The following is a 13,298-nucleotide window of genomic DNA, read 5'->3' on the forward strand; positions in this document are numbered from 1 at the left end:
AATATCTTATTGTACTTAATTCAAAAACCAGGACTAGCCTTCTTGTAGAAACTCATTTTCATACTCTGTTTCCAGATCATGCTTATGGCGTAATTCTTCATCAGCCATCATTTGAAAAAATGTGTTTAACTTTTTATCTGAAACAAAGTGGTTAGCCAGATCCTGATACATGCGAGCTGTTTTCCCCTCTCTTTTGGCAGCCAGAATGACAATTTCCTGGGTGGTCATATTCTGCTTAAGCGTTGGCTCCATGAGATAATCAGTAACTTTCAAATCAGCAGGAGGAAGTTCCAGAAAGCTTTCAATTTCAAATTGGCGGAGTGCAACCTTGTGTTCAGTTTCCATGTCGACCAATTCTTGAAACTTCTGACGAGCACTTTCATCTGTGGCCTGATCCCTTGCCATGACATATAGATCAATGGCCTGTTGTTCCTGATCAATACACATTTCCAGTATCTCATCCATATTCATGGAGTTGATCTGTTCATTTAGGCTCATGTGACACTCCCAACTTTTTCTTTCAAATATTCACTAATAGCTGCGGCTGATTTTCGACCGGCACCCATAGCCAGGATTACTGTGGCACCACCACTAACAATATCTCCTCCAGCAAAGACCCCTTCCATGGAAGTGCGTCCATCATCATCGGCAACAATATTACCCCATTTATTGGTCTCAATTTCAGGGGTGGTCTGGGCAATCAGCGGATTTGATCCATTTCCAACAGCGATAACCACCATATCAACATCCATGGTGAATTCTGATCCCTCCATGGGAATCGGACGACGACGACCTGATTCATCAGGTTCACCCAGTTTCATTCGCAAGCATTTGGCCATCACCACATTGCCTTGCTCATCACCAATGAATTCGATGGGATTTACCAAGTTCAGAAATTGTACTCCCTCTTCTTTTGCATGATGGATCTCCTCGTTACGTGCCGGCATTTCCTCTTCAGAACGTCGGTAAACAATAGAGGCTTCATCGGCTCCGAGACGCTTGGCTGTTCTAACTGCATCCATGGCAGTATTGCCACCACCTACAATGATGGCATGCTTAGCCCGATAAAGCGGCGTATCCCATTCGGGGAATTCATACCCACGCATAAGATTTGAACGGGTCAAAAATTCATTGGCAGAATAGACGCCATTGAGATTCTCACCTGGAATATTCATAAACCGGGGTAAACCAGCTCCCAAGCCCAGGAAAACGGCATCATAGCCTTCGTCTGTCATCAATTCCTGGATGGTCATGGTGCGGCCAACAATGAAATTCTTGATAAACTTGACCCCCTTTGCCTCCAGATTGGCAACCTCTTCCCGCAAAATTGCTTTGGGTAAGCGAAATTCCGGAATGCCGTAGACCAATACTCCACCAAACTCATGCAGTGCTTCGAACACGGTGATATCATGACCTTCTTTGATCAAATCACTGGCCACTGCCAAACCGGCTGGTCCAGAACCAACGATCGCGACTTTTTGTCCACTGGGCTTGGGTTTCTCAATGGTTTTGGCTGAACCATTTCCATGCAGCATGGCATAATCTGCCACAAAACGTTCCAGACGACCAATGGCAACTGGCTCGAACCGTTTCCCCACTACGCAAACCTGTTCACACTGGGTCTCCTGAGGACAAACCCGGCCACAAACGGCTGGCAGGGAATTGTCTTCTTTGATTTTCTCAGCTGCACCCATAAAATCTTTGTTACAGATCAACTGAATGAAGTCAGGAATCTTAATATTTACCGGACACCCCTCCATGCAGGTGGGATTTTTACACTCGATACAGCGTTGTGCTTCTATTACAGCCTGTTCAGGTGTGAAGCCAAGATTCACTTCCAAAAAATTGGTGCTACGGAGTAAAGCATCCTGCTCCGGCATATCCTGACGAGGGATAGTCAGGCGTTCTTTAATTGGTACAGTATTGAATGATTGAGGTTTTTCACGTTTCATGATGAAACCTCCTCTGCCTGCTCAGTTTTGAGCTTTTTCATCTGTTTTTCAAGGAAGCACTTATGTGATTCTGCCTCCTGTTTTTTGTACATCTTCTGGCGCATGCCCAATTCCTTAAAATCTACTTGATGACCATCAAACTCCGGTCCATCCACACAGACAAAAACTGTTTTGCCACCAACGGTAGCCCGGCAGGCACCACACATTCCGGTTCCATCTACCATAATGGCATTCAGACTGACCATGGTAGGAATACCAATCTCTTTGGTCTGGTTAGAGACGGCGGCCATCATGGGCAGGGGACCAATGGCAACGATCATGTCAGGTTTGATGCCTTCATCCATGATATCCTGCAATACATCGGTGACCAAACCGTGGCGTCCGGCAGATCCATCATCAGTAGAGATACGGACTTCATCGACAAGTTCAGCCATTTGCGCTTCAGCGATAATCAGATCTTTGTTGCGGGCACCAATGATGGATATAACGCGATTCCCGGCAGCCTTTCCAGCAGCAGCAATTGGCAGCGCTTCAGCTGTTCCAACTCCACCACTGATACAGACCAGGGTACCCCAGTTCTCGATGTGAGTAGGCAGACCCAGCGGTCCTACCAAATCTTGTAAATGATCACCTGCTTCCAGGGTATTGAGGTGAGCACTGGTCTTTCCCAGCCCCTGTACGATGATATTGATCCAACCCGCTTTGATATCTGAGTCAGCAATAGTAATGGGAATACGTTCACCCTTATCATGAACCCTCAGCATCACAAATTGCCCTGCTTGACGTTTCTTAGCAATGAGGGGGGCTTCAATAATGAAACTTTTTACATTGGGAGCAATGAATTTGGCTTTTAATATTTTATACATGGGACTCTCCTGTTTTCAGGTCATTCACAAAGGCAAGCTCTATGCCATAAAGCCTGTAATAATTGGAGATGCAGGGTTAAGGGCAGTAGGCGGTTTATCTTCCCAGGGGTCGAAGACCCGAAGGATCCCTATTTGATGGCAATTCAACGCCCTAAAAGTATGATGGTCGGATCTATAGTTTATGTTTCAGATTCCAAGTATCAACATAGTATAACAGTTTAAAAGAGAGGCTGTTACTCTGATCCAGATCAGGTAAACCCTTCACATCCTCCAGATACGAGACTCCCGGATTATCACCGTAGGTAAAAATGGCGTTCTTCCAGGTAATATTCAATTCACTTCCCGGTGAAAAGCGCCAGGTCATGACTGCATCAATGGTAAATGCTCCGAACACAGTATTCAGATCCTCACTATACGAACTCGGGGATAAATTACCATCCTCAAGGAGATCAAAGAATTCCAGATATTCTACAGATGATCGGTAATAACGCATGCGAATGTCAGACTCAAGATTCCGACTGACAATGTAGCTGGAATAGAAACTATTCGTGATCGTCACCTGATCTCGTTTACCAAAAATTGGAGCACCTTCACTATCATAATCGGCAAACCCGTGGTCACTCTCATTCAAATGCATTTCAGCTTCATAACGCATGAGCCAACGATTATTCACACGCCAACGCGGAGTTATACCACCACCATGCCATTGGGCACCCCGTCGATTTCTGGTTGAGGCACCACCCCAGCCATTCATGGAGAAGGCCTTGTTATAATTCGATGAAAGCCAGGTATGAAAATTAAACCCTGTGGGAACAGTAAAATAGCGATCAGCAATTCGGGGCTCATCATAATTATGACCTTCTTTCGGCCTCAACGAGAGTCCACCACCCCAGGATAAATAGTTTTTAAAGCTTATATTGTAATGAGCATTGAAATCCAGACTGGAATATACACGGGGGTTGAAACGACTAGAATAATTGGCGCTTACCCTGATATTCGCACTATTAACCTTCCAGACCGGATCTAGAGTCCTAAGTGATATCCAACCATGTTGAGAATACTCATTAGGCTGGCGCAAGTATCCCATATCATTGGGGTTATAGAATTCACTCTCCACATTGTGCCCAAGACCATATTGTAAAGCTCCCAGACCTTCTGATATACCTAAATAGTATTTATAACCAGTGGATACACTATCGGCATAGATCAATTGATCATAGCCGCCATTGGCTTCCAATATCCATTTGGAATCAGCGGTCAATAATCGAGTTTCAAAGCCAATTACATTCGCATCCCGAAAATCATAATTGTTATCATCCCCGGAAAAACGTTGGACATTGGTATTGACAAGGCTGAAGTCGGATCCATTTTTAAGGTTCTTACCTACTATAACCAGATTATAGTTAGTCAAGGGATTCGTCACATATTCACGCTCATTGCCCACCGAATCTCTAATAACAGCATGAGTTTCGGCGGTGATGGCATTGAAAAAGCCCAATCCAATGCCATTGATGGTTTGTCCGGTTACTTTGGTGGCATTGATGAGTTGTGTTTCATCAGGATTGGAGATGATCTCATCACCTGAACCAAGCACATCATCACCATACACGTTCCAAAAACCTACCGGTCGGGACCCTACCCGACGGGAGTAGAATAGTCCAGCTTTATGAAGTAATTGAGTTCCTTCCGTAAAAAATGGGCGATGCTCATCGTAACGAATTTCAAAAGGGGTAAGATTCAGTTCCTGGTTGTCAGATTGAACCTGACCAAAATCCGGGATCAGGGTCATATCCAGGGTAAAACTCTCATTAATGCCATATTTCAGATCCATCCCTCCCCGATAGATACTGGAAAAGTTGCTTTTGCCTGATTCATCAAAGGGATAGTGTTCGATAGAAGCGGCTGCGTAGGGTGTGAACGAAAGACGCAGAGGTGTTTCGATATTCTCGATGCCATGTAATAGTCCGGACTGCTGGGCAAAGTTGTCCTGCGCTTTATCCAGAGCGGTCCAGGTATAGGCTTCCCTTTCTCTCGCCCGGTAACGCGCTATGTTGAGCCCCCAGGTTTGAATATCTTTTGAGGGAAAACGAATTTGACTAAAGGGGATTTCCATTTCCAGGAACCAACCCTGGGCGTGGATCGAAACATCACTGGTCCAGACCGGGTTCCAATTGTTATCAACATTATTAGGGCTGAACTTTCGATCGATTTGGATTCCAGAGGCAGTCACTGCGAAATTCAGCTCATTTGCACCGTCGTTGAAGGGACTTATCCAGAGCCCCAGCCAATCAGCTACCACATTGTCATCATCCCGTTTACCCAACTGGGTCAGGATCTCCATCGGTTCAGGATCATACATGATAGCCGCCACATAAAGAGCGACATCGTCATACAAAAACCTGAGTTCGGTCTTCACCGGAGCATGACCACCACTCTCTGGTTGAAAGCGGTAAAAATCTGTGGCTGGTTGACTTCCTTTCCAGACTTCATCATCTACAACACCATCAATAATTGGCGGGGATAAAGTCCTGTAGGCAAATACACTTTTTTGCTTAGTATCGGCAAAAGTGACCGATATCAACAACAGGCCTGGTAAAATTAATCGAGCAATATTCATAACAATAGTTTCTTTTTGGTTTTGGAAGAGTCGAGTCAGGATTTACCCAACCCGAGCTCTTTGAGTTTACGTGACAGATTAGATTGCTGCATGCCCAGACTTTTTGCTGTACGGCTTATATTGCCGGCATGTTGCCGTAATTGAGATTCAAGAAAACTTTCCTCAAACATGCGTTTGGCTTCAGTAAAGGGACGAGTCTCAGAAAATATTGTGGCATCCCCTGTAGTGGAGATGACCTGATTCAGGTGTGGTTTGACCTCTTGAATATCGATTTCCATGTTTGGGCTTAAGATATAGAGACGTTCGATCAAATTCCGTAATTCACGAATATTGCCGGGAAAGGGATATCCAACCAGCATATTCATGGCATCCCGGGAAAAGCGTTTCGGCTGCAGACTTAGTTCAGCAGCATAATGAGCCAAAAAATGGTTAATCAAGACCTTGATATCCCCTTCTCGTTCGCGCAGGGGTGGCAAATTTATGGGAACGACATTCAGACGATAGAACAGATCCTCACGAAAAAGTCCTGTTGACACCAATTCTTCCAGTGGTTTGTTGGTTGCTGCCAGAAGACGAATGTCTACAGACTGGGTTTGGGTTCCCCCAACCCGCTCAAATTTTCCATCTTCCAGAACTCTCAAAATCTTTGCCTGAGCAGAAAGGCTCATATCGCCGATCTCATCCAGGAAAAGGGTTCCGCCATTGGCCATCTCGATCTTGCCCTTTTTCTGACCCACAGCTCCAGTAAAGGCACCTTTTTCATGTCCAAAAAGCTCACTTTCTACCAGTTCTGATGGAATGGCAGCAGCATTGAATTTCACAAAAGCCTCATTGGCTCGTGAGCTGGCAGTGTGAATAGCGTGAGCAACCAACTCTTTTCCGGTACCACTCTCGCCCCGAATGAGGACTTTAGCTTGAGTGGGACCAACGCGTCGGGCTGTCTCTAGTACCAGTTCAATCTGGGGAGACGTTCCAATCATGCGATACTTAACTTTTTCGGTTTGCTGGATCAAAGTGGATCTTTTCAAAAGTGTTTGTTTCTCAGAGAGGTTTCTGATAGCCAACTTTACCCGAGCTAGTGACAATGGTTTTTCAAGGAAGTCATAGGCCCCGATGCGTAGAGCATCAACGGCAGTACCAACCGTGGCGTGTCCAGAGATCATAATCACATCCAGTTCTTCATTGATCTTCCGAATTGCTTTCAGAACTTCAATACCATCCATGCCTGGTAAGCGAACATCCAGTAAGACCAGATCAACACTTTGCTGTTTGAAAATAGCCAGACCGGCTTCACCACTCCCGGCATCCAATACGTGATGACCATCATCCTCAAGGATGTCGCGCAACGTGAGGCGAATGTTCTTTTCATCATCAATTATCAATATTTTGATCTTATGATCAGCCATAATTCTATCCTATCCGATTGAATGCATTTATGCTGTTTCTCGATTACAGGGAAGACTTATCTCAAACGTAGAGCCCTCGCCCGGGGAGCTATAGGCCTTGATGTTTCCACCATGTTGACGAATAATCCGTCTTACTATTGCCAATCCCAAACCGGTTCCCTTTTTCCTGGTGGTAAAATAGGGTTCAAATATTTTCACCAGATCTGCTTCAGAGATACCCTTGCCATGATCGGTTATCTGAATTAAGCAGATCTTTTCCCGGACTTTTGTCACCAGATTGATCTGCGGTTCACGAGGACAAGCCTGGATAGCATTCTGGATCAGATTGACCAGCACTTGCTTTATTTGCATGGCATCAGCATGAATCTCTTCCAGATTTTTATCCAGGTTCAATTCAATACTGGCCTCATCCGAATATTGCTCGCTGATATCTTTTATTTGCTGGTTAAGGTCGAAGTATTCAAACTGAGCTTCAGGCATTTTGGCAAATCCAGAGAAGGCAGTCACCAAAGCCTGGAGATTATCCACCTCTTCATTGATGACTCGCATGGATTTTTCCAGGACTTCAGGAAGATTTTCCGCCTTTTCATAGTGTTTTACTTCCAGGCGTTGAGCAGCCAACCGTATTGGAGTAAGTGGGTTTTTGATCTCATGTGCCATTGCCCTGGCCATTTCCTGCCATAGGGTCTGTTTTTCAGCTTCGATCAACAGTTCCCGGTTGTGGTTCAATTCCTCAACCATCGTGTTAAAAGCCACGATAAGATCGTTCAGGGGCGAATACCGGTTTTCTTTGATATGGATCTCAAAATCTCCACCTTGCAATTTCTCTGTAGCTGTAAGCAAACGTGCCAGTGGCCGGGTGATGGCCATAAATAGCAGCAAAAATATACTTCCGGTCAGAATTACCATGAGGATAACGATTCCTACTGAATAGCGTCTGATGTCACGGTTGTAAAAGTCTCCGGCGATCTCGATCTTATGCAAATCTCTGAGAATGCTCTCAACTTCACCATTGAACGGTGTTACCTGACTGGAGTCCATGATCGTATTATAATTCTTATACAATTCGTGAACCTTCTGTTTTGTTGAAAGTTCGGTGATCTGATCTTGATATGAACTCAGATTGCTAAGGAAAAATTCGCGCATTAAAAGTGCTGCGATCAAGGTGACCAGACTTACCAGTACGATTATTTGAAGTCTGAAAGAAGGCATGCCAAATCTCATAGAGCTAATTGTCTTTTCCTGAAAGGTTCTGAAACATGAACCGGTCTGATACGATTCCAAAAGGACATGAGGTTGATTTTTTTTGTAATACCCGGCATTTCCATCTCTTCCATAAATGCTGATATTCTTAAAAAATAAGACTGATTACCATCCATGACTCGCATCCTGCAGAACAAGGTTCTCTGGATCTTGACCCATTCCTCTTTCGCCAGTTCAAAATCACCGTAACGCATTTGCCGATCTTGCTCACTGCGATAAACCGTATATTCGTCTTCCAGCAGTGAGTAACGAAAGCGGTGTTCCCAATCTGCCATAGCCACTACTGAGTCGTTAGTAGTGCTCACCAGGTCTATTTCGAAGTGAATAATCACTAGATCCCCTGATCGCAGGAGTAGATCCAGATCAGGCGTGAAGCTTTCCATTAGTCTTCCGGAACAGAACAATCGATCCCCACTCACTTCCAAATGAACATCCTGAAAATAGGGTTCTGTCCCGACAACTGCTGTAAGAAGTAGTTGGGAAATGAAAAGGGCTCCGGCGCCCAGCTTATCAGCAAGAAACTGTAGCAAGGGCTGGTCTTTTCATTTTGTTGTTCTTTAGGTGCATCGTGAGTGTCATGTTCTGATGTCGCCTATTAAGGATCTGGATTATTCCAGGATCATGTTAATATATACTTTCCTTTGTCTTGAATTCAGTTCTAGCAAAAGACCGGAGATATATCATCTGTTCCACTATTAATAAAAAATCATGATGCCGCTATCATGTGATATCGGCATCATGATTTGCTCGTTTATTTTGATCTAGAATCCGAACCATAATCCGACTGAGATCGTACTGGCTTCCAGTGCTGTATTCGGGCTGCCTACCAATTCATAGGAGTCCTGTTCAATATTCACAGAGCTGTTACCCAGGGTAGTGTTCCAACCTTCGCTGAATGAATATCCGTAGAGATAACCGTATTCAGCCTTAAGACGCATCCAACTGGTTAGTTTGAGCATCAGGCTCGCTCTTGGATGAACAATTGCATAGTTCTTTGAAAAGTTTACCGTTGTGCTGTTGGTGTTAAGCAGTTCTGTTCCAAGATTTATCCATGAGAAATTACCATCATTCTGCGAAACCGCTAGATCGATTCCACCACCTCCAAGACCAACACCAGCGCCAATGGTTGCCCATGAAAAGGGTGCCAAACGTTTCTCAACTGTTAAGCCTCCAAAACCCATTCCAAAAGTGATCTTCCGGTCTACCTGGGTAGTTCCATCCATAACCGTTACCGTGTTTGAAAGACTGCCACCATTACCAAAGCCACCTAAGAACCAACCGTTGCCAACATAGCCTTGACCAGAGCCACCCCAAAGAACGATACCCTCATCCTTGAAGGGAGTAGATGAAAGACCAAGAGTAGTCATAAGATCACCAACATCTGTAAATTGATCCTGCACCAACATGGGGGTAAACCCACCACCACCGTAACCACGGGAATTACGACGTTTTTTCTCTTTCTTGTCTTCATCTACCAATGCTAATGCTTTTTCTTTTTTCACTGGTTTGGTAAAAGTAACCAAGGTGGAATCCAGGGCTTCATCACGGTAGAAAACGACTTGCACCTGATCACCAAAATGCTTGCTGCGAATCAAGCGTACTAAATGATCTTCATACAGTACTTTTGTACCATCAAAGTACATGATAATGTCATCTTCAATGATACCGGCTTTGTCAGCACTACCATTATTCACCGTTCCATTTACCAGGACACCATGTGCATAGGGATAACGCATTTTGTAGGCATCCTCAAAATCCATATTGTTTAAATAGACTCCGAGTTTGGGACGTGCATCATCTTCATCATTTTCAAAATTGATCTTAATCCCGGTTTCTATACCGACCTCCCCTAAAGCTTCCTGTACTTCTATGGCGACTTCATTGAGTTCCTGTTCAACTTCTTTCAATTCGGATAGCTGTCCCAGATTCACCGTGACCTCTGTGTGCTCGGCACCCTGTACAAATGCTGGTGTGGCAAATAAAACTATACTGGCCAAAACAATTAAAGCTCCGGCATTCGCAAACACGACGATTGCCCCTGAGATTGTACTCCAACTCGTTGGGTGTTCTGCTGTTCTAATCATTTTCTGGTTCCTTTCTGAACGATGGTTTTCCGTTTTCATTATTGTTGTCCAATTCATTTGCTCTTCACAAGGACAATTGCCATGCCATAATGCGTGAAAACCATGATAACATATTATTATATATTATTTTAGACCGTTATCATTCACACCCCAATGGGGATTTATCGGCCTAAGTTAGCATCAATTCGATATAGCGCCATATCAGAATGATATATTTCAATTATTTTATGCAAATGAACTAGGTTTATTTCCCGGCAGGAGTGGTTCGTTAAACCAGCGTGTAAACCAATCCAGAGAGTAGTTTGGCAAAGTCTTCTCGGACACGCCGCCCGGTCTCCATGACCTCAGCGTGGTTCAGTGGCTGATCCAGGATCCCGGCAGCATAATTGGTTAAACAACTGATACCCAGTACCTGCATATCCAATTGAAATGCAGCCATAGCTTCATGAATCGTTGACATTCCTACTGCATCAGCATTTTTCAATCTGAGAAACCGGATCTCAGCCGGAGTTTCATAGCTGGGTCCATTCAGGCCGGCATAGGATCCGGTCTTTAAAGAAATCCCTGTGCTTTCCGCAACCTGTAGAATCTTTTCCAGTTTAGAAGCATCAAAAATATGCTCCGGCTCGGGTTGATTCTTATAGATGGAACGTCCGGTCAGATTTAGAAATCGAGTAATGAGCATCAGGTCACCCGGAGCATATTCCTTGCGAATGCTACCGGCGGCATTGGTCAAAATTATGGTTTTTGCACCCAACGCCTGTAGGATATGAATTGGATAGACTACCTGCTCCAGTGAATAGCCTTCATAAAAATGGACTCTGCCCGAGTTAACCAGAACAGGAACCTCACCAAGATATCCATGGACCAGCTCTCCGGAGTGCCCTTCTACTGTCGATACGGGGAAACCCGGGATATCTGAAAAGGAGATACGGGTTGTCCGGTCCAGGGTTTCAACAAAATTTCCTAAGCCGGAACCTAATACCAAAGCGATATCAGCTTTGAATATCCCTTTCCTGCGAATTTTATGAATCGCTTCGACAGGCTGTTTATTGATCATAATATTTTCTACTTCTCTCCTTGAGCTATTGTGCTTAGTTGACCGCAGGCTGCATCGATATCATCACCCTGACTCCAGCGTACAGTTACCCCAAAGCGAGCCCCTTTTAATGTATCCAGGAAGGTGTTTATTCTGGTATTTGAAGGTCTTTTATATGCTTCCGCCACCTCATTATAGGGAATTATATTCACCTTACAGAATACCTGATTGGCAATCTTGATCAGTCGTCTGGCGTCGCCAATACCATCATTAATACCCGCCATCAACACATACTCAAAGGTCAGCATGTTGCTGGATGTTTTGGTATATTCCTGACAGGCTGTTACCAGATCAGCAATATTCCATTTTTTATTGATTGGCATCAAGCGGGTTCGGGAAGTGTCATCGCTGGCATTCAGACTAACCGCTAATTTGTAGCGGTGGCCTTCTTCGGTGAATTGTTTGATCTGGGGTACCAAGCCACTGGTTGAGATGGTGATCTTACGGGCACCGTGAGCAAATCCCAATTCTGCATTAAGAATATCAGCAGCCCGAATGACTTGAGCATAATTATGAAAAGGTTCGCCCATACCCATGAAAACAATATTGGTAATGGGGCGGTCACTAAAGCGTCTGACATGGAGGAGTTGATCAGCGATCTCACCACTGGTCAGATTGCGTTTCAGTCCCATTTTTCCTGTGGCACAGAAATCACAATCAAGGGCACAACCAACTTGAGATGAGAGACAAACGGTGACTCGTTTACTTTCCGGAATGAGGACGGTTTCCACGAACTGTCCATCATTCAAGCGAATCAGGAATTTGGAAGTTTCCTGGGTTTCAGATGTTTGTACCTGGTGTACAGTAGACAAAAGCAAACTGCAGTTTTGCTCCAGATCCTGAATCAAGGTCTTGGACAAATTGGTCATTTCCTGAAAATCCTCAACTCCTTTTTGCCAGATCCACTGGAATAGTTGACGACCTCGGAATGTTTTTTCACTCCGGGTCTTTACCCAATCTTCCAGTTCGGGCTGGCTAAAGTTCTTGAGTTGGATCAGAGTATTGCTCATGCTTGAAAATACACACATCGGGCAGGAGTAAAACATTTCTTTGGTTAACAGCAAAGGATGTAAGATAGTGGATACAAAAAGTAACGGCGACCCAAAAGTAGCTGAAACTTAAAAGGTGTGAAGATGCAAGATTTTGCGTCTTTATTGTCCACCCATTTCCTCCTGTGCGCCATTTCCAGAAGTTTATGGTCAAAATAATTTGTTGTTAACCCGGGTCAAATATTTTGTAGCTTGGACAGACCATGCATGGGATCAGGTTCACACAATTAACCAGGAGAATTAAAGATTATGTTCACGATGGCTCGTTACTTTATTAAAACCGCCTTTGCCTTTTTTATTTTGGGGCTTTTCGCAGGTTTGTACATATACGGAGCAAAAGTATTTGGATGGACACTCCCCTATACTCTGATTCAGGCTCATCTCCATGTTTTACTCATGGGAGGCATGTTCCTGATGATCCTGGGAGTGGGTGTCTGGTTTTTTCCCAGAGCCAGGAAAGATGATAAAAAATATAACCCTGCTGTAATAAAGGCCAGTTACTGGGTGTACACCGGATCAACTGCGATCCGTTTTATAGCCGAGATTTTTCAGGGGCTGCATCCAAGGGGAATCGCTGATAGTCTTGGTTTTTGGAGCTCAATATTTCAGGTTCTGGCTGCCATGAGTATTATCTACAGCATTTGGGGGCGGATTCGACCGGTTGGTAGTCAAATACGTGAGGCGCGGGGAGAAAAATTCTAACTGTATTCAAGATGCTGCCTGTTATTCTTTTCATTTTGACAGCTTGCAGTTCGCAAAACCCGCAGTGCGGCTTGATGGCAAAATAGCTATTGTGGGAGGGGCACTCTCAGCTTATTATTGCGCGCTCTTTTTTAGGTCGAAGGTCGAAGGTCGAAGGTCGAAGGTCGAAGGTCGAAGGTCGAAGGTCGAAGGTCGAAGGTCGAAGGTCGAAGGTCGAAGGTCGAAATATTAAGTGTTTTGGACTCAGTCCTCGTTTTATC

At 44.5% G+C, this 13,298-nt stretch carries 11 protein-coding genes; 1 reads left to right on the top strand and 10 read right to left on the bottom strand.

The window, feature by feature from the left end:
• Positions 1–33: 33 nt before the first annotated feature.
• From U9Q77_09315 to rlmN, 10 genes are all read right to left on the bottom strand, one after another.
• The gene (locus U9Q77_09315) at positions 34–498 is read right to left on the bottom strand and encodes a ferritin family protein (GenBank protein MEA3287556.1); all 465 of its coding nucleotides are present in this window, start codon (positions 496–498) and stop codon (positions 34–36) included.
• Positions 495–1,952, bottom strand: coding sequence for an NADPH-dependent glutamate synthase (gene gltA, locus U9Q77_09320; protein ID MEA3287557.1), 1,458 nt, complete (start codon positions 1,950–1,952; stop codon positions 495–497). The genes U9Q77_09315 and gltA overlap by 4 nt, the downstream gene beginning before the upstream one ends.
• A complete protein-coding gene (locus U9Q77_09325; GenBank protein ID MEA3287558.1) occupies positions 1,949–2,818 on the bottom strand; it encodes a sulfide/dihydroorotate dehydrogenase-like FAD/NAD-binding protein in 870 nt (289 codons plus the stop codon). The genes gltA and U9Q77_09325 overlap by 4 nt, the downstream gene beginning before the upstream one ends.
• A gap of 172 nt (positions 2,819–2,990) precedes the next feature.
• Positions 2,991–5,435: a DUF5916 domain-containing protein gene (locus tag U9Q77_09330; protein ID MEA3287559.1), complete on the bottom strand. Its 2,445-nt coding sequence runs from the start codon at positions 5,433–5,435 to the stop codon at positions 2,991–2,993.
• Positions 5,436–5,470: 35 nt separating this feature from the next.
• The gene (locus U9Q77_09335; GenBank protein ID MEA3287560.1) at positions 5,471–6,841 is read right to left on the bottom strand and encodes a sigma-54 dependent transcriptional regulator; all 1,371 of its coding nucleotides are present in this window, start codon (positions 6,839–6,841) and stop codon (positions 5,471–5,473) included.
• Positions 6,842–6,868: 27 nt separating this feature from the next.
• Positions 6,869–8,053, bottom strand: a complete 1,185-nt coding sequence (locus U9Q77_09340) for a HAMP domain-containing sensor histidine kinase (GenBank protein ID MEA3287561.1) — start codon at positions 8,051–8,053, stop codon at positions 6,869–6,871.
• Positions 8,054–8,061: 8 nt separating this feature from the next.
• Entirely contained in the window at positions 8,062–8,634 is a 573-nt protein-coding gene (locus U9Q77_09345; protein ID MEA3287562.1) for a DUF4390 domain-containing protein, read from the bottom strand.
• A gap of 231 nt (positions 8,635–8,865) precedes the next feature.
• On the bottom strand, positions 8,866–10,188 hold the full coding sequence (locus U9Q77_09350) for a PDZ domain-containing protein (protein ID MEA3287563.1): 1,323 nt from the start codon (positions 10,186–10,188) through the stop codon (positions 8,866–8,868).
• A 268-nt stretch (positions 10,189–10,456) separates the two neighbouring features.
• On the bottom strand, positions 10,457–11,248 hold the full coding sequence (locus U9Q77_09355; protein ID MEA3287564.1) for a purine-nucleoside phosphorylase: 792 nt from the start codon (positions 11,246–11,248) through the stop codon (positions 10,457–10,459).
• 8 nt (positions 11,249–11,256) lie between these two features.
• Entirely contained in the window at positions 11,257–12,297 is a 1,041-nt protein-coding gene (gene rlmN / locus U9Q77_09360; protein ID MEA3287565.1) for a 23S rRNA (adenine(2503)-C(2))-methyltransferase RlmN, read from the bottom strand.
• A 288-nt stretch (positions 12,298–12,585) separates the two neighbouring features.
• Between rlmN and U9Q77_09365 the strand changes: the two genes are divergently transcribed.
• Positions 12,586–13,038, top strand: coding sequence for a hypothetical protein (locus U9Q77_09365; GenBank protein ID MEA3287566.1), 453 nt, complete (start codon positions 12,586–12,588; stop codon positions 13,036–13,038).
• The last annotated feature ends 260 nt before the right edge of the window (positions 13,039–13,298 follow it).

It is taken from the genome of Candidatus Neomarinimicrobiota bacterium (assembly GCA_034716895.1).
Taxonomy (GTDB): Bacteria; Fidelibacterota; UBA8477; order UBA8477; family JABMPR01; genus JABMPR01.